This window comes from Sphingopyxis sp. LARHCG72, assembly GCF_052871675.1.
This window is the reverse complement of record NZ_JBIXJU010000001.1, coordinates 20980-37202: the sequence shown is the minus strand read 5'-3', so window position 1 is coordinate 37202 and position 16223 is coordinate 20980. Positions and strand designations below refer to the sequence as shown.

At 65.2% G+C, this 16223-nt stretch carries 18 protein-coding genes; 7 read left to right on the top strand and 11 right to left on the bottom strand.

Features of this window, described 5'->3' with window-relative positions:
• Nucleotides 1-175: 175 nt before the first annotated feature.
• From ACIPPQ_RS00220 to ACIPPQ_RS00190, 7 genes are all read left to right on the top strand, one after another.
• The gene (locus ACIPPQ_RS00220) at nt 176-811 is read left to right on the top strand and encodes a Crp/Fnr family transcriptional regulator (protein WP_446542223.1); all 636 of its coding nucleotides are present in this window, start codon (nt 176-178) and stop codon (nt 809-811) included.
• Between the two features lie 56 nt (nt 812-867).
• Nucleotides 868-1149, top strand: a complete 282-nt coding sequence (locus ACIPPQ_RS00215) for a hypothetical protein (protein ID WP_446542222.1) — start codon at nt 868-870, stop codon at nt 1147-1149.
• A gap of 226 nt (nt 1150-1375) precedes the next feature.
• A complete protein-coding gene (locus ACIPPQ_RS00210; RefSeq protein WP_446542221.1) occupies nt 1376-1978 on the top strand; it encodes an NADPH-dependent FMN reductase in 603 nt (200 codons plus the stop codon).
• Nucleotides 1975-3231: a 3,4-dihydroxy-2-butanone-4-phosphate synthase gene (ribB, locus tag ACIPPQ_RS00205; RefSeq protein WP_446542220.1), complete on the top strand. Its 1257-nt coding sequence runs from the start codon at nt 1975-1977 to the stop codon at nt 3229-3231. Before ACIPPQ_RS00210 ends, ribB begins: the two co-directional genes overlap by 4 nt.
• A complete protein-coding gene (locus ACIPPQ_RS00200) occupies nt 3170-4393 on the top strand; it encodes an acyl-CoA dehydrogenase (RefSeq protein ID WP_446542219.1) in 1224 nt (407 codons plus the stop codon). Before ribB ends, ACIPPQ_RS00200 begins: the two co-directional genes overlap by 62 nt.
• An 86-nt stretch (nt 4394-4479) precedes the next feature.
• Nucleotides 4480-5676 carry an acyl-CoA dehydrogenase family protein gene (locus ACIPPQ_RS00195; RefSeq protein WP_446542218.1) on the top strand — a complete coding sequence of 399 codons (1197 nt, stop codon included), beginning with the start codon at nt 4480-4482 and terminating at the stop codon, nt 5674-5676.
• A gap of 2 nt (nt 5677-5678) precedes the next feature.
• Complete coding sequence (locus ACIPPQ_RS00190; RefSeq protein WP_446542217.1) at nt 5679-6788, top strand: acyl-CoA dehydrogenase family protein; 1110 nt, start codon at nt 5679-5681, stop codon at nt 6786-6788.
• 134 nt (nt 6789-6922) lie between these two features.
• Here the strand turns inward: ACIPPQ_RS00190 and ACIPPQ_RS00185 are convergent, their stop codons facing one another.
• The 11 genes from ACIPPQ_RS00185 to trbB are packed head-to-tail and all read right to left on the bottom strand — an operon-like array spanning nt 6923 to nt 16161.
• Complete coding sequence (locus ACIPPQ_RS00185) at nt 6923-7144, bottom strand: DUF2274 domain-containing protein (protein ID WP_446542216.1); 222 nt, start codon at nt 7142-7144, stop codon at nt 6923-6925.
• On the bottom strand, nt 7141-8364 hold the full coding sequence (locus ACIPPQ_RS00180; protein WP_446542215.1) for a TrbI/VirB10 family protein: 1224 nt from the start codon (nt 8362-8364) through the stop codon (nt 7141-7143). The genes ACIPPQ_RS00185 and ACIPPQ_RS00180 overlap by 4 nt, the downstream gene beginning before the upstream one ends.
• Nucleotides 8361-9215: a P-type conjugative transfer protein TrbG gene (gene trbG, locus ACIPPQ_RS00175; protein ID WP_446542214.1), complete on the bottom strand. Its 855-nt coding sequence runs from the start codon at nt 9213-9215 to the stop codon at nt 8361-8363. The genes ACIPPQ_RS00180 and trbG overlap by 4 nt, the downstream gene beginning before the upstream one ends.
• Entirely contained in the window at nt 9212-9895 is a 684-nt protein-coding gene (gene trbF / locus ACIPPQ_RS00170; protein WP_446542213.1) for a conjugal transfer protein TrbF, read from the bottom strand. Before trbF ends, trbG begins: the two co-directional genes overlap by 4 nt.
• Before the next feature lie 4 nt (nt 9896-9899).
• Entirely contained in the window at nt 9900-11180 is a 1281-nt protein-coding gene (gene trbL / locus ACIPPQ_RS00165; RefSeq protein ID WP_446542212.1) for a P-type conjugative transfer protein TrbL, read from the bottom strand.
• Between the two features lie 4 nt (nt 11181-11184).
• Entirely contained in the window at nt 11185-11376 is a 192-nt protein-coding gene (gene trbK-alt / locus ACIPPQ_RS00160; protein WP_446542211.1) for a putative entry exclusion protein TrbK-alt, read from the bottom strand.
• A 52-nt stretch (nt 11377-11428) separates the two neighbouring features.
• Nucleotides 11429-12145 (bottom strand): P-type conjugative transfer protein TrbJ, encoded by a 717-nt coding sequence (gene trbJ, locus ACIPPQ_RS00155; protein WP_446542210.1) that lies wholly within the window; start codon nt 12143-12145, stop codon nt 11429-11431.
• A complete protein-coding gene (trbE, locus tag ACIPPQ_RS00150; RefSeq protein ID WP_446542209.1) occupies nt 12145-14595 on the bottom strand; it encodes a conjugal transfer protein TrbE in 2451 nt (816 codons plus the stop codon). The genes trbJ and trbE overlap by 1 nt, the downstream gene beginning before the upstream one ends.
• Nucleotides 14592-14861 carry a VirB3 family type IV secretion system protein gene (locus ACIPPQ_RS00145; RefSeq protein WP_446542208.1) on the bottom strand — a complete coding sequence of 90 codons (270 nt, stop codon included), beginning with the start codon at nt 14859-14861 and terminating at the stop codon, nt 14592-14594. The genes trbE and ACIPPQ_RS00145 overlap by 4 nt, the downstream gene beginning before the upstream one ends.
• A complete protein-coding gene (locus ACIPPQ_RS00140) occupies nt 14861-15184 on the bottom strand; it encodes a TrbC/VirB2 family protein (RefSeq protein WP_446542207.1) in 324 nt (107 codons plus the stop codon). Before ACIPPQ_RS00140 ends, ACIPPQ_RS00145 begins: the two co-directional genes overlap by 1 nt.
• Nucleotides 15181-16161, bottom strand: a complete 981-nt coding sequence (trbB, locus tag ACIPPQ_RS00135) for a P-type conjugative transfer ATPase TrbB (RefSeq protein WP_446542206.1) — start codon at nt 16159-16161, stop codon at nt 15181-15183. The genes ACIPPQ_RS00140 and trbB overlap by 4 nt, the downstream gene beginning before the upstream one ends.
• Nucleotides 16162-16223 lie beyond the last annotated feature (62 nt).

The window sequence follows — 16223 nt, the reverse complement described above, 5'->3', positions numbered from 1 at the left end:
AGGTCGGCTTTGGCCGATCCCGATTCGAGGTGCCTTGTGCATCACGACGCTCGGTGGGGCATGACATCTATGTTACATGGCCCATGGAAAAATTGGTGCTATGTGAAAGGCGGGGAGGCAAAAAGAACAACGCGCGATGCAGCGAATATTCTCCTACGAGAATTGGATCGGGGACTTGCCTGAAACCGTGCGGGCCGAGGTGCTTGCGCGCATGACCGAGTTCGATGTCGCGGTGGGGGACGTCATAGCAGAGGCGGGCCGCGATGCGACGCGCATATTCCAGGTTGTTTCCGGATATGTGCGCCTGACTGGCATGCACGAAGACGGTAGCCAGGCGCTGATTACCATTTATGTCGCAGGCAATTGCTACGCCGAAACCGCGATGATTTCGCGGCGGCCCTACAATCACACGTCGATCGCCATGGTGCCCAGCCGCATCCGCGCGCTCCATGAGCGGGATTTCTGGCAGCTTTATAACAGCCACAGTGCAATTCCCGAAGCCCTGTGCCGCAAATTCGCCGAAGCCATAAGCTGGCAATTCGCCGCACGCGAGATGCGCGCGACCACGCGGCTGCGCTTTCAGATCGCTCACATGTTTGTCGGCTTTGCTGAACGCTGCCTGGGTGAAAATGCGTCCAAACCGATCGAGCTAGACTTCCCGTTCACCCAATCGGACATAGCCAACATCTTCGACGTTACGCGCCAGAGTGTCCAGCGCGAGATTACCTATTTCAAGGACCAGCAACTGGTCGAGAAGCGGAATGGGGTTTGGGTTGTCCTCGATCTCCCACGATTACGGCGCACAAGCTGACCACGTCGGCGCCCTCAGACTTCTCACACACACAGTGAAGAGCGTGAGCCAACCGAATGTGTCGCCATCTTGATGACACTCTGAATTTTCCGCAGCTGTATAATCTCCCGAAAGAGAATAACGTCATCGATCGAATCGTCGGCATGGACGTTGATCGAGTGCCATCTTTTCTTCAGCTCCGCGATCAGCTGAAGCGATCGCGCGCGACCTCGCGCGAGCTGATCAACCCGAATGTCAGATTTGCCGCCCACCATCGTCGCTCGCTCCTTTACGACGAGAAGGTCCCACAATTCTCCATGACGGTCTGCGCCACGTTGTCGCAGTTCTGCTTCGTGTAAGCGAGCGACTTGAACGATATTGACCGATCGATTGATGGATCGAGCGACAGCCTTTCGAGGATAATGATATTCACCCAGCGGAAGGCAAGTCGCGCCTCGAGGGGAGTATGCCGCCGAGCCTCGGGACTTCGCCCAGCCACAGAGAGCAAAAGCAAACTTTATTCATATTGACTAATTTTGGTCATCTGCTCATATTCTGGCAAAATCAGAGGTCAGGAGAGGCGAGATGAAGGTTGTCGATTCGAGAGATGCGCGACGTCGTCCGGTCATCGTGGGCATCGGCGGCACGGTCCGAGCCGGATCGAGCACTGAGCTTGCACTGGCCGAAGCGCTACGAGCTGCCGAAGGGGGCGGCGCCGATACGAGGCTCCTAGGCGGAGCCTTTCTTGCGACGCTCCCGGTCTTCGATCCCGGTCCGGCGGGTCCGACGCCGGGACAGGTCGAACTGATCGCCGCACTCGCGGACGCCGATGGCGTTATCGTCGCCAGTCCAGGCTATCATGGTGCCATTTCGGGGGTGATGAAAAACGCGTTCGACACGCTCGAGCTCGCCCGGTCAGGCAATCGACCGTATCTAGCCGATCTGCCGGTAGGCATCATCATCACTGCCGGAGGCTGGCAAGCCGCCGGAACAGCGCTGGTCACAATGCGCACGATCATTCACGCGCTGCGCGGCTGGCCGACGCCGTTCGGAGCCACGCTCAACACCAGCGAAGGGCTTTTCGCCGACGATGGTCGCTGCCGATCGGAAAAGGACGGGACGCAGCTGGCCACCGTCGCGGGCCAGGTACTGGGGTTCGCCCGCATGAAACAGATGGTCGCGGCATGAACGCGGCAGGTCGCACTCGTGAAGCGCCCTCGGCGCAGGCTGCGGGCAAGGTGACGCCGCTCCGCTCGGCCTATCTCTCCTCGCCCGAGGAGATCATCGACGAGGCGAAGAACGGGCGGATGTTCATCCTCGTCGACGACGAGGATCGCGAGAATGAAGGCGACCTCGTCATCCCGGCCCAGATGGCGACCCCCGAGAAGCTCAACTTCATGGCAAAACACGGCCGCGGCCTGATTTGCCTGGCTTTGACCAAGGCGCGCGTCGACGAACTCGGATTGGGCCTGATGAGCCGCAACAACGGCACGCGGCACGAAACCGCGTTCACTGTCTCGATCGAGGCACGCGAAGGCGTAACAACCGGCATCTCGGTTGCCGATCGTGCGCGCACCGTCGCCGTCGCGATCGACGCCACGAAGACGCAGCATGACCTGGTGACGCCCGGCCACGTCTTCCCGCTCGTGGCGCGCGATGGCGGCGTACTGGTTCGCGCCGGACATACGGAAGCGGCCGTCGACGTCGCGCGCCTTGCCGGCCTTAACCCTTCCGGGGTGATCTGCGAGATCATGAATGAAGACGGCACCATGGCGCGTCTCGACGAACTCGTCGCTTTTGCCGCGCGCCATTCGCTCAAGATCGGAACGATACGCGACCTGATCGCCTATCGCTGCCGACACGATCATCTGATCGAAGTCGCCAGCGAAGCGTCGTTCGCGAGCCGCTGGGGCGGCGACTGGACGGTGCGCGCGTACCGCAACAAGGCAACCGGCACCGAGCAGATCGCACTGGTCAAGGGACGGATTGATCCCACCGCCCCGACGCTTGTCCGTATGCACGCGCTTAGCCCCTTCACCGACATGTTCGGCGAAGACACAAGCCGCGGGCATATGCTGTCGCGCTCGATGGAGATGATCGCCGAACATGGCAGCGGTGCCGTGGTTGTCATCAACCGCGATCGCGCCGCCCCGTTCACGACCGCGGTGAAGATGAAGGCCGGCGAGCCCATCGAATTCGATATGGAAGAACTGCGTGACTATGGCGTGGGCGCGATGATCCTCGCCGATCTGGGCGTGCAGGACATGGTACTTCTCACCAACACGCATCATTCGCTGGTCGGTCTGGAAGGACATGGCCTGCGGGTGATCGAGGAGCGGGCCGTCGAGATCGCCAAGCGACCATCCGGGCCGAACGACCATGCGCCCGCCGGGCACTCCGACACCGTCATGGAAAGGAAACAAGCAAGTGCAAGCCTTTGACTGGACCGACCCCCTGTTGATCGACGAGCTGTTGACCGAAGAGGAGCGGATGGTCCGCGACACGGCGCGGGCCTATGCGCAGGACTGCCTCGCGCCTCGTATCGTCGACGCGTTCCAGAACGAGCACACCGATCCGGCGATCTTCCGCGAGATGGGCGAGCTGGGTCTGCTCGGCCCGACAATTCCGCAAGCCTATGGCGGCGTCGGGGCAAGCTATGTCGCTTATGGGCTGGTCGCCCGCGAGGTCGAGCGGGTCGATTCCGGCTATCGCTCGATGATGAGCGTCCAGTCGAGCCTCGTCATGTACCCCATATATGCCTATGGCTCGGACGAGCAGCGTCAAAAATATCTTCCCAAGCTTGCGAGTGGCGAATGGATCGGCTGCTTCGGCCTGACCGAACCCGATGCCGGCTCGGACCCGGGCGGGATGAAGACGAAGGCGGTCCGAACCGGCTCGGGCTATCTGCTGTCGGGCTCGAAGACCTGGATCAGCAATTCACCAATCGCCGACGTCTTCGTCGTCTGGGCGAAATCGCAGGAGCACGACGGCGCGATCCGGGGCTTCGTCATCGAAAAGGGGGCGAAAGGTCTGTCGGCTCCCAAGATCGAGGGCAAGCTGTCGCTCCGCGCCTCGGTCACGGGCATGATCGTTCTTGACGACGTCGAAGTGGGCGAGGACGCGCTGCTGCCCAATGTTCAGGGCTTGAAAGGGCCGTTCGGATGCTTGAACCGGGCGCGCTACGGCATCAGCTGGGGCAGCCTCGGAGCCGCCGAGTTCTGCATGCACGCAGCGCGGCAATATGGCCTCGACAGAGTGCAGTTCGACAAGCCCCTGGCCGCCAACCAGCTGTTCCAGAAGAAGCTCGCCGACATGGAGACCGAGATTGCACTCGGTCTGCAGGCATCGCTCCGTGTCGGTCGCTTGATGGACGAGGATCGCTTCGCACCCGAAATGATCTCGATCATCAAGCGCAACAATGTCGGCAAGGCGCTCGATATCGCGCGCGCCGCCCGCGACATGCATGGCGGCAACGGCATCTCGGGCGAATATCATGTGATGCGTCACCTGATGAACCTCGAAACGGTCAACACCTATGAGGGCGCGCATGATGTGCATGCGCTGATCATCGGCCGAGCGATGACCGGAATCGCCGCTTTCTGAATTTTCGCCGCGGCGCTGCCGCGCCACGCCATTCGCGGCTGCGGGCACGGCGCCGGCACCGCGCGAGACTGTTCGAGGATTGACCAATGGATTTGCAGTTCAGCCGCGAGGACGAGACCTTCCGCGAGGAAGTTCGCGCCTTCCTTCGGGACCATCTTCCGCCCCGCCTCTCGGAGAAGGTGCGGACGGGCAAGCGCCTGACGAAGCAGGACATGGAGGAGTGGCATGCCATCCTGAACGGCCGGGGCTGGCTCGCCAACCATTGGCCCGCGGAATATGGCGGCACCGGCTGGAGCGTCACCCAGAAATATATCTTCGAGGTCGAAGTCGCGCTCGCCAACGCGCCGCGCATCGTGCCGTTCGGCGTGTCGATGCTTGGGCCGGTCCTCATCAAATATGGCAGCGAGGAGCAGAAGCGCTACTGGCTCCCGCGCATCCTCGACGGCAGCGACTGGTGGTGCCAGGGCTATTCCGAGCCGGGAGCGGGCTCGGATTTGGCCAGTGTCAAGACCACGGCCGTGCGCGATGGCGACCATTATGTCGTTAACGGCCAGAAGACCTGGACGACGCTCGGCCAGTACGCGAACATGATCTTCTGCCTTGTCCGCACCAGCAGCAGCGGCAAACGGCAGGAAGGAATCTCCTTTCTTCTTGTCGACATGGCGACGCCGGGGATCGAAATCCGTCCGATCACCCTTCTCGATGGCGAGCAGGAGGTGAATGAGGTCTTCTTCACCGATGTCCGCGTCCCGGTCGCGAACCTCGTCGGCGAGGAGAATAAGGGCTGGACCTACGCCAAGTTTCTGCTGACCTACGAGCGTACGAATATCGCAGGCGTCGGCGGGTCGATGGCGGCCTTCAAGCAGCTTCGCCAGATCGCGGAGACGCAGCGCAAGGGCGGCCTGCCGCTTGCCGAAGACCCGTTGTTCGCGGCACGCCTCGCGCGGCTCGAGATCGAACTTGAGAATATGAAGACCACCAACCTGCGCGTCGTCGCGGCGGCCGGTCACGGCGCCGCCCCGGTCGCCGAAAGCTCGATGCTGAAGATCCGCGGCACCGAAATCCGGCAGGAGATCGATGCCCTCGCGCGGCGCGCGCTGGGACCCTATGCCCAGCCTTTCGTTGCGGAGGCGCTCGAAGAGGGGTTCAACGGCGAACCCGTCGGTCCCGGATATGCAGCCTCGGTGACCCCCCGTTACCTCAATGATCGCAAGCTCTCGATCTTCGGCGGCTCGAACGAGGTGCAGCGCGAAATCATTACCAAAGCAATCCTGGAGCTCTGACGATGGACTTTAATCACAGCGAAGAGCGGCAGATGCTTGCCGACACGCTCGCCCGCTATCTGATGCAGCGTTATGGAATCGAAGATCGGCACCTTATCAGCGCGTCCGACCGCGGCTGGTCGAAAGAGCATTGGGAAGCCCTGGCCGAACTCGGGGTCGTCGGGGCCTTGTTCGGCGAGGCCGAGGGCGGCTTCGGAGGGGGCGGTTTCGATATTGCCGTGGTCTTCGAGCAGATCGGACGCGGGCTCGTCGTCGAGCCTTTTCTTGGCGCGCTGATGGGCGGCCGGCTTCTGTCGCGCGCGGAGGCCTCGGTCGATCTGGTCGAACGACTGATCGGGGGCGACATGACGATCGCCTTCGCGCATCAGGAGCCGTTGGGGCGTTACGATCTCGAGGATGTCGGCACGGTCGCGCGCGCGCAGGGCGACATCTGGGAGCTGACGGGCGACAAGGCGGTCGTCCCGCAGCTCGGATCCGCGGATGCCATTCTCGTAACGTCGCGCATCGAAGGCGCCTCGGAGACCCAGGCAATTGGCCTCTTCCTCGTCGAACCCGGCACTACGGGCGTCGACATCCGGGACTATCCGCTGATCGACGGCGGCCGCGCCGGCGAACTGGGATTGCACGCAGCCGCCGCGAGGCTTCTCGCGCGCGATGCGCTTCCCCTCGTGGAGGACGCCGTCGCGGCTGGTCTCGTGGCGCTTTGCTGGGAGGCAGTCGGTGTCATGTCGGTCCTTCGCGACGCGACGCTCGATTATCTGCGGACACGCCAGCAGTTCGGCGCACCGATCGGAAAGTTCCAGGCACTCCAGCACCGGATGGCCACGGTGGCGCTCGAGATCGAGCAAGCCCGCTCTGCCGCGATCAACGCCGCCGCCGCGCTCGAGGGTTCACGAGACGCGCGCGAACGCAGCGCCTCGGCTGCGAAATACACGATTGGCCGAGTCGGCACGCTCGTCGCCGAGGAAGCGATCCAGATGCACGGCGGGATCGGCATGACTTGGGAACTGCCGGTCTCGCACTATGCGAAGCGGCTCACCCTGATCGGTCACCAACTCGGCGACGAGGATCATCATCTCGAGCGCTTCATTACGCTCGGTCGCGCGGCGTAGCGATTATCATATCATCTGGTCGCTCGGCGCCGGGCGTCAGGCAAAGACATGATCGCGGCGAAACGCTGGTCGTCAGTTCATCCGCCGGTCGAGGTCGCCCTCGCCCGTCAATGCTCCCGCATGACCGCTGAGCCTCAACGCCTGCGCCGCTCGGTCGCAAAGCCCCGATCGGTCGCCATGAACCGTTCAATCATTGGAACGGCAATCTTCTCGGGCGGCAAGGGTTCGGGGAGGCCGGTGGCCTTCGCATGCACCTCGGCATAGGCGATCAGCTCGCGATGAAGCGCGCCGGGCAGTTCGATGGCGAGCTTCACGGGCTTGTCGTCGGCGACCGGGCCGAGCCTGAGTTTGGTCATGTCGCTCCTCCTTGGGGCTCGAGAATTAGGTCGCGGGTCACCAGCACCCGGAACGCGAAACCGGGTCGGATGGTGAGGGTCGGCGGGATGTTCATCTGGCGCTCAACGAGCCGCCGCCCCGGCTGGTTGACTGTATCTTGCGACCCGTCGCGAAGCGCTCGCACGATCGCGTCATCGCCATCCGAGCCAAGTTCAGCGCCGACCCCGAGCAAGGTGGAGATCAGCGCCGCGCGCAGCATGGATCCCCAATGATGATCGGTGCGGTCGGCGAGGCCCGCCATGCCGCGTGCGTCGGCGCCAGGCTGGCGCTCAAGCCGTATCGAGCGACCGCCAGGCAAGATCAGTCGGTCCCAAGCCAGCAGAAGCCGCTCCTGCCCCGCGGCGATCTCGCTGTCATAGTCGCCGACGAGGCGCGCACCCTGCGGGATCAGCAGGATGCGGCCGGTCGGACTGTCATAGACATTCTGCGTCACCTGCGCGGTGACCTGCCCGGGAAGGTCGGAGCGGATGCCGGTGATCAGCGCGGCGGGGATGACGCTCCCGCTCTGGAGGATATAGGGCGAGCTGGGTCCGCCAATGCGTTCGGGACTTTCGTTCGGTTTGCCGGCGCCGCCTTCGAGAAAGGCTCGGCGCGCCGCGTCCGGACTCCGCTCACCGGCTACCGTCGCCGGCGCGGCCACGGCAGGCTCGACCGATCCGCGCAGCGCCTCGGCCATGCCCGCACCCGCGGACCCTCCGCCAAGAAAGAGACGACTGGCGGTGGCGGCTTCGCGCTCCTGCCGCGCCCGGTCGCGCGCCTCGTCGGCGGGTGAGCGCGTGCCAGGCGCACTGCCCATCGCGGGCACCGGGACGCTTTCACCATCGCGCTGTGCCGCGACGATCGGCCGGCCGAGGTCGCCGGGAAGCGGCGGTCCCAGCTTCGGCACCTTACCATAATCGGCGGGCCCGCCCGTCACGACCTCGGCGCGGTTCGCGGTATCGGCCGAATAGAGATTCTCGGCCGTCTTGGACGGCGAGGGTTGCAGCGCCCAGAGCAAGGCGCCGCCGATCGCAAACCCCCCGGCCGCGCCGATGGTCGCCAGCGTCTTGCGCGACAGGCGCATGACCTGGGGCGCTTCACCGCGCAAACGGAAGGCGTCGGGTTCGTGCTGCGCCGCGGCCCGATCATCCCCACCCGGCACCTCCGCGGACGGGACGGCGGGATCCTGCTGCTCGGTCATGGCCGGCTCCTACGGCGCGGCGTCTCGCGCTCGACCCGGACGGTGCGCGCCTGTTTCCCGGCGCCCAAGCGCAGTTCGCCGCGCTCGAACAGGCGATCGACGATCATATAGCGCCCCTGCACCCGGTAGTTGACGAGTTCGGCCTCGCCGCTGCTGCCGATGACGAACAGCGGCGGCATGTCGCCCGATGCGATATCCGCGCCAAACTCGATGAAGAGCTGGCGCGTGTCGTCGAATGCGCGCACCGGACGCCAAGCGACCTTGTCGCCCGCAATCCGGTAGCGGAAGTTCAGCGCCGTCAGATCGATCGCCCCGGCAACGGGAGCGGCGCGCGCCGCTTCGGCTTCGGCGACTTGCAAGGCGATGAGCTCGTCGGCGGGATAGGTCCAGGAGACTGACGCCATATAGGATGCGGCGGTCGCGCGCAGTTCGACATGATAGGTACGCCGGTCGGTGTTGATGATCATGTTGGTCATGATGTCCGAGCGAATTGGCTTCACCAAAATATGGACGCGTCGCCGCGCGCCCGTACCGCTCACCGTGTCGCCTATGATCCAGCGCACGGTGTCGCCCGAGGCGACGGGTCCCGGACCGACGAGCTGTTCGCCTTCCTGCAAGACGATGTCGGTGACCTGCCCCGGCGCGGCATAGACCTGAAAGAGCGCGCCTTCTGACCAGGCATATTGCTGGATGGCATTTCGATAGCCCTGGCGATCGGGTTGCACGCGCGCCTCGACGTTGGCGCGGCCGACGCGCTGGCGCGGGTCGGCCGGATCGCTTGCGGCGGCGGGCGCGGCGAATAGGGCAAGGGCGGCCCCGAGCGCGATCGGGAGAGAATGTGACGTCGTCATTGGCTGAGTTCCTTTGACCAGTTGATGGCGGTGACAAAAAGCCCGAGCGGATTTTTCGTGATCGCGTCGGGGGTGCGCGGCGGCTGGAGCGTAACGGTGACGATCGCCGACCAGCGTGAGCGCTCGATCAGGCTGCCGTCCTGATAGCGGCGCTCGCTCCATGCGATGCGGAAGCTGTTCTTCGAGGCGCGAATGACGCTCGAAACATCGACGGCGACCTGAAACTTGCCGACCTCGGCGAAGGGATCATTGGTCCGCGCATAGTCATTGAGCGCCTGCGCCCCGGTGGCGCTCGCGAAATCATAGGCGCGGAGCCAGTCGGCGCGCAGCACGACCGGATCGGCGGGAATGCTCCGGACATGTTCGATGAAGCGCGCGAGATGGAAGGCGATTTGCGGATCGGTCGGCTGATAGTCGCCGTCGGCGGGCGCGACGGCGCGCGCTTCGCCGAGCTCGTCGACCTCGACCACCCAGGGCGTGATCGTCCCGCGGGCCGAGTGCCATACCAGGCCGCCTGCAAGACCACCGGAGATGATCAGCGAGCCGAAGAAAGCGAGCCGCCAGTTCCTTGCCTGGACGCGCGCCGAACCGATCCGATCGTCCCACATTTGCGCAGCGCGTTGGTAGGGCGTGACGGGCTCGGGCGCGCGGCCGTAATGATTGGAAGGCCTTTTGAACATGGGATCAGTCCTTTTCGCTGATGTCGGGCGCCGATCCGGCGCCATGGCTGTCGCCGCCCTTGAGGGTCTGGGCGCCGAGGGTCGCGCCCTGCGTCATCGCCTGGCGCCGCCGCATCGCGGCGGCCCAAGCCGGGGGTCCGTCCGCGCTGCGCGCGGGCGCAGCGCTGTCGGCGGGACCATCGCGGCCAGCCGCGAAGTTTGACCGGATGCGCTCGGCCATGCTGCGAACCGGAGCTGCAGCGCCGCTGGCCGCAGTCCGCGCCACATTGGCCAGCCCCGCGCCAAAGGCCTTCGCCCCGCTCTTCCCGGCCGATCCCGCGGCATAGGCGGCCGACGCGCTGCCGGCTCCGCGCGCGCCGGCCGCGACGGTGCCACGCGCCGCCGCTGCGGCGGCTCCCGTTGCGAGTGTTGCCCCCGCCGCCCCGGCAGCGAGCGTCGCGCCGGCCGCAACCGCGGTTCCTGCCACTGCACCGGCCCCAAGCTGCGGGCCGCCAGCGACGATGCCATTGGCGATCGAGGGACCGAAAATGCCGAGCCCGAGCAGCGTCAGCGCCCCGAGCGCGATCGCCATCACCTGTTCGATGTCAGGTTCCGGACCAAGTCCGGCCTGCATGAAGCGATCGAACAGAGTCACGCCGATGCCGGTGATGACCGCGAGCACCAGCACCTTGATGCCCGACGATATGATGTGGCCGAGCACGCGCTCGGCCATGAAGGCGGTGCGACCGAAAAAAGCGAAGGGCAGCAACACAAAGCCCGCGAGCGTGACGAGCTTGAATTCCAAAATGGTGACGAAGACCTGCACCGCGAGAATGAAGAAGGCGAGCACGACGATCACCCAGGCGATCAGCAAGATCATGATCTGGACGAAGTTCGTAAAGAGGCCGACCGGCCCCACCAAATCGGCGGAGGCGTCGAGCAGGGGCTGCGCAGCGTCGATGCCCGTCGCTGCCACCACGCCGGGACGCATGAAGTCGCCAATCGCCATCGCCCCGCCGCTCGCCTTCAGCCCGAGACCGGCGAAGCTCTCGAGCATGATGACGGCAAGCGCCTGGAAATTGCCGATGATGAAGGCGAAAAATCCGATGTAGATCGTCTTCTTGACGAGCCGCTGCAGCACATCTTCATCGGTGCCCCATGCCCAGAACAGCGCGGCAATCGTCACGTCGATGACGATGAGGGTCGAAGAGAGGAAACCGACCTCACCGCCCAGCAGGCCGAAGCCGCTGTCGATATAAGTCGAGAAGACCGCCAGAAACTGGTCGATCACGCCGGTGTCTTCCATCGGGCTAGTCCTTCTGGCCAAAGAAATGCCGGCGCCTGGCCTCCCAAGCTGCCTCGCATTCGGCGTCGGCGACGGTGACACTGCGGCAACGCTGCGAGACGGCGGCAGCGGCCGGTAGCGCGTCCGCCGCAGGCACGGTCGAGGCGGACGCACTCGGCGCGGGCGGCGAAGAGGCGTGCAGGATCGCTAGCGTCATGAGCAGACCGCCTAGCACCGCGACCGCCGCGATCTTCGCCGCACGGCCCATCTCAATTGCCCTTGCGAAAGCGGCGGAAGCGCTCGCGACCTTCGGCTTCGACGGCGGCACCGCGCGCCGCGTCGAGCATCTGCGCACGGCCCTGCGCGGCAATCGCCGCAGCCAGATCGGCGAGCTGCTGCGACTGGACGGCGAGGATCTGGTTGCCCGCCTGCGCCGCTTGCAAGGCGCCGGTCGCCGACTGGCTCGCCGAGACGAGGGTTCCGATCGACTGGCGTGTGCCGCCGATGTTGGTAACGACACCGGCCTGCACCTTCATCGCATCCTGGAACGCGCCGACGCTGTCGTTCCAGCGCGCCTCGGCATTGGCGACCATCGCGGCCTGTGGGGCCGACAAGGCCGCGCCCTTGTAGCGGGCATCGAAGGCGGTCTGGATATCGCCGACGTCATAAGCGACGCGCTGCGCCTCGCTCAGCAATTGGCGGGTGCGATCGACCTGACCCTGCAATTCCTGCAGCGTCGAGACCGGCAGGCTCGTCAGATTGCGCGCCTCGTTCGCCAGCGACGTGGCCTGGTTTTGCAGCATCGTGATCTGATTGTTGATCTGCTCGAGGGTGCGGGCGGCGGTCAGGATATTCTGCGCATAATTGCGGGGATCATGGACGATGCCGCCGATCTGCGCCGCGGCGGGGACGGAAACCCCGCCCGCGGCGACAGCCGATCCGGCGAGCAGGGCAGCAAGCAGCGCGCGATTCTTCACATTCTTCATTACAAGGACTCCTTGAGCTGGTCGGGGGTTTCGAGGTTGGCGAGGAGATCGGCGGCCCAATAGAGGCCGCGGTGGCGGAGCCAGAATTCGGCGAAGTCGGCATGGCCGCGCGTCTCGATCAACTCGCCGATCTTGATCTGGTCGGTCTTTGAAGAGGCGGCGGTAAAGGCGAGCGCGACGTCGCCGAGGCCCAGCTCGAACAGCCGGTTGCCGCGCCGGGACTGGCAGTAATAGTCGCGCCTCGGGGTCGCCCGGCTCAATATTTCGATCTGGCGCTCGTTGAGCCCGAAGCGCTCATATATCCGCGCGATCTGCGGTTCGGCGGCACGCTCGTTGGGCAGGAAAATGCGAGTCGGGCAGCTTTCGATAATCGCCGGTGCGATGCGTGATCCTTCGATATCGGCAAGGCTCTGGGTCGCGAAGATCACGCTCGCATTCTTCTTGCGCAGCGTTTTCAGCCATTCGCGCAGCTGCGCCGCGAAGGCGGGGCTGTCGAGGACGAGCCAGCCCTCGTCGATGATGATCAGCGTCGGCGACCCGTCGAGACGGCTTTCGATCCGGTGAAAAAGATAGGCAAGGACCGACGGCGCAGAGGACGCGCCGACCAGGCCCTCGGTTTCGAGCGCCTGGACGCGCGCCGTGCCAAGATGCTCGGCCTCGGCGTCGAGCAGCCGGCCCCAGGGACCGCCGACCAGATAGGGCGCGAGCGCAAGCTTCAATTCCTGCGACTGGAGAAGCACGGCGAGACCGGTCAACGTGCGCTCGGCGACGGGCGCGGTCGCCAGCGAAGTCAGCGCCGACCAGAGATGTTCCTTCGCCGCCGGATCGACGTCGACGCCTTCGCCCGCGAGCAAAGCCGCGAGCCATTCCGCCGCCCATGCGCGTTCGGCGGCTTCGTCGATGCGCGCGAGCGGCTGCAGCGCGACCGATCCGGCGCTGCCGGCATCGTGGAGCGCGCCACCGAGATCCTGCCAGTCGCCGCCTATTGCGATCGCCGCGGCGCGGATCGACCCGCCATAATCGAAGGCGAATATCTGATTGCCTTCGTAGCGGCGAAACTGGAGCGCCATCAGCGCGAGGAGGACCGACTTGCCGGCGCCGGTCGGCCCCACCACGAGCATATGGCCGACATCGCCGACGTGAAGAGTTAGGCGGAACGGGGTCGAGCCTTCGGTCTTGCCGTAAAGCAAGGGGGCTGCACCGAAATGCTCGTCCCGTTCCGCCCCCGCCCACACCGCTGATAAGGGTATGAGGTGGGCGAGATTGAGGGTCGAGATGGGAGGCTGGCGGACATTGGCATAGACATGCCCGGGGAGACTGCCGAACCAGGCTTCGAGCGCATTCACGCCCTCGACCGTGCAAGTGAAGTCGCGGCTCTGGACGATCTTCTCGACGAGCCGCAGCTTCTCGGCCGCGAGCGCGGCGTCGCGATCCCATACCGTGATCGTCGCGGTGACATAGGCAATGCCAGCTTCGTCGGCGCCAAGTTCCTGGAGCGCCATGTCGGCATCGGCCGCCTTGTTCGACGCATCGCTGTCCATGAGGACCGACGCTTCGTTGGTCATCACTTCCTTGAGGATCGCCGCGATCGACTTGCGCTTGGCGAACCATTGGCGCCGTATCTTGGTCAGCAGCTTGGTTGCATCGGTCTTGTCGAGCATGATCGCGCGCGACGACCAGCGATAGGCAAAAGCTTGCCGGTTGAGCTCGTCGAGCAGTCCCGGGAAAGTGACCGTCGGAAAACCGGTGATCGTCAGCGTGCGCAGATGATGATCCCCAAGCCGCGGTTCGAGCCCGCCGACAAGCGCCTCGTCGGCGAGCAGGGCGTCGAGATAAGCGGGCGTTTCGGGAACACGGACGCGCTGGATCTTGGTCGAGATGCAGCTGTGGAGATAGGTCAGCGTGTCGCCATCACCCAGCCATTCGGCCTCGGGCATGAAGCCTTCGACGAGATGGAGCATGCGCCCGGTGCGATCGATGAAGCTTTTCAGCAATTCCTTGGGATCGACACCGGTCTTCGAGCGCCCCTCATAGAGCCAGGCCTCGGCGCGCGCGGCTTCCTCGGCGGGCGGCATCCACAAGAGCGTCAGATAATAGAAGCTCTCGAAATGGGCGCCTTCCTCGCGGAATTGCTCGCGGCGTTCGACATCCACCAGTTCGGACACCACATCGGGAAAGTCCGACACGGGATAGGACAGCGCGGGCACGCGCTGCGCCTCGACGAACACCGCCCATCCCGAACCCAGCCGCCGCAGCGTGCTGTTGAGCCGCGCGGTCACCGCGACGAGTTCGGCGGGCGTCGCGCTGTCGAGATCGGGGCCGCGGAAGCGCGCAGTGCGCTGGAATGAGCCATCCTTGTTGAGGACAACCCCCTCGGCGATCAGGGCCACCCAAGGCAGGAAATCGGCGAGTGAAGCGGATTTGGTACGATATTCGGAAAGGTTCATCATGGCTGCATCCAGACGGGATATTTGAGGTGACGCCGGGCAACGTCGACGAACAGCGGATCATGGCGCGCGGCCCAGACCGAGAGAGCGTGCCCGATCGCCCAGATGGCGAGGCCGGCGAGCCAGAGCCGCAGACCGAGGCCGATCGCCCCGGCGAGCGTGCCGTTGACGATGGCGAGGCTGCGCGGCGCGCCGCCAAGCAGGATCGGTTCGGCGAGCGCGCGGTGGACCGGCGCGAAGAAGCCCGGCACCTCCCCTTCCCGGCTCATCAGACGAGCGCCCCGCCGCCGAAGGAAAAGAAGGACAGGAAGAAGCTCGACGCCGCGAAGGCGATCGACAGCCCGAACACGATCTGGACCAGCCGGCGGAAGCCGCCCGACGTGTCGCCGAACGCGAGGCTGAGCCCGGTCACGATGATGATGATCACCGCGACGATCTTGGCGACGGGGCCTTCGATGCTCTCGAGGATAGACTGGAGCGGGGCCTCCCAGGGCATCGACGAGCCGCCGGCGTGGGCCGGCGCCGCGAGGGCGAAGGCGATGGCGAAGGCGGCAGCGCCCAACATCGCGCGATCGGGACGGGCAAATTTCATGTGAGGTCTCCTGTGGGAACAGAGGGAATGAGGCGATATTCGCCGGTCGCCGGGTCGAGCCCGTCGACGCGCGTCAGTTCGGACAGGCGGCGGCCGGTGCCGTCGCGGACGAGGACGGCAACCACGTCGATGGTTTCGGCGAGCAGTGCTCGAGGAACCGTGACCACGGCTTCCTGGATCAGCTGCTCCATGCGGCGGAGCGCGCCGAGCGCGCTGCCCGCGTGGATCGTCCCGACGCCGCCCGGATGGCCGGTGCCCCAGGCCTTCAAGAGGTCGAGCGCCTCAGCGCCGCGCACTTCGCCGATCGGGATGCGGTCGGGGCGCAGCCGCAAGGACGAACGGACAAGATCGGAGAGCGTAGCGACCCCGTCCTTGGTGCGCATCGCGACGAGATTGGGGGCGGCGCATTGCAGTTCGCGCGTGTCTTCGATCAGGACGATGCGGTCGCGGCTCCCGGCAATCTCGGCGAGCAGCGCATTGGTGAGCGTCGTCTTGCCGGTTCCGGTCCCTCCCGCGACGAGGATATTGCGGCGATCACGGACAGCGGCGCGAAGCAACTCGGCCTCGCCGGCAGCCATGATGCCGGCCGCGACATAATCTTCGAGCGAGAAGACCGCGATTGCGGGTTTGCGGATCGCGAAGGTCGGCGCGGTCACGACTGGCGGCAGCAGGCCTTCGAAGCGCTCACCGCCCTCGGGCAGCTCGGCCGAGACGCGCGGGGCTGCGGCATGCACTTCGGCGCCGACATGATGGGCGACGAGCCGGATGATGCGCTCGCCGTCCGCAGGGGTCAGCGTCTGGCAGCTTTCCGCAACACCGTGGCCCAGCCGATCGACCCACAGCCGCCCGTCCGGATTGAGCATGATTTCGATGATCTGGGGATCGGCGAGCCATTCGGCGATCGCATCGCCCAGCGCCGTGCGCAGCATGCGCGCGCTGCGATGACGTGCCTCCAGCCGGTTCGGTTCTGCGCCCATGAGGGACCCCGTTTCTTGGGGCCGGACGACATGCCCGGCTCGACGGGGACGAGTAAGAGACG

Bases quoted from the DNA above. Each gene is read 5' to 3' on its own strand.
- ACIPPQ_RS00215 (WP_446542222.1), top strand. From the start codon at position 868: ATGTGTCGCCATCTTGATGACACTCTGAATTTTCCGCAGCTGTATAAT.
- ACIPPQ_RS00210 (WP_446542221.1), top strand. From the start codon at position 1,376: ATGAAGGTTGTCGATTCGAGAGATGCGCGACGTCGTCCGGTCATCGTG.
- ribB (WP_446542220.1), top strand. From the start codon at position 1,975: ATGAACGCGGCAGGTCGCACTCGTGAAGCGCCCTCGGCGCAGGCTGCG.
- ACIPPQ_RS00200 (WP_446542219.1), top strand. From the start codon at position 3,170: ATGCGCCCGCCGGGCACTCCGACACCGTCATGGAAAGGAAACAAGCAA.
- ACIPPQ_RS00195 (WP_446542218.1), top strand. From the start codon at position 4,480: ATGGATTTGCAGTTCAGCCGCGAGGACGAGACCTTCCGCGAGGAAGTT.
- ACIPPQ_RS00190 (WP_446542217.1), top strand. From the start codon at position 5,679: ATGGACTTTAATCACAGCGAAGAGCGGCAGATGCTTGCCGACACGCTC.
- ACIPPQ_RS00185 (WP_446542216.1), bottom strand. From the start codon at position 7,144: ATGACCAAACTCAGGCTCGGCCCGGTCGCCGACGACAAGCCCGTGAAG.
- ACIPPQ_RS00180 (WP_446542215.1), bottom strand. From the start codon at position 8,364: ATGACCGAGCAGCAGGATCCCGCCGTCCCGTCCGCGGAGGTGCCGGGT.
- trbG (WP_446542214.1), bottom strand. From the start codon at position 9,215: ATGACGACGTCACATTCTCTCCCGATCGCGCTCGGGGCCGCCCTTGCC.
- trbF (WP_446542213.1), bottom strand. From the start codon at position 9,895: ATGTTCAAAAGGCCTTCCAATCATTACGGCCGCGCGCCCGAGCCCGTC.
- trbL (WP_446542212.1), bottom strand. From the start codon at position 11,180: ATGGAAGACACCGGCGTGATCGACCAGTTTCTGGCGGTCTTCTCGACT.
- trbK-alt (WP_446542211.1), bottom strand. From the start codon at position 11,376: ATGACGCTAGCGATCCTGCACGCCTCTTCGCCGCCCGCGCCGAGTGCG.
- trbJ (WP_446542210.1), bottom strand. From the start codon at position 12,145: ATGAAGAATGTGAAGAATCGCGCGCTGCTTGCTGCCCTGCTCGCCGGA.
- trbE (WP_446542209.1), bottom strand. From the start codon at position 14,595: ATGATGAACCTTTCCGAATATCGTACCAAATCCGCTTCACTCGCCGAT.
- ACIPPQ_RS00145 (WP_446542208.1), bottom strand. From the start codon at position 14,861: ATGAGCCGGGAAGGGGAGGTGCCGGGCTTCTTCGCGCCGGTCCACCGC.
- ACIPPQ_RS00140 (WP_446542207.1), bottom strand. From the start codon at position 15,184: ATGAAATTTGCCCGTCCCGATCGCGCGATGTTGGGCGCTGCCGCCTTC.
- trbB (WP_446542206.1), bottom strand. From the start codon at position 16,161: ATGGGCGCAGAACCGAACCGGCTGGAGGCACGTCATCGCAGCGCGCGC.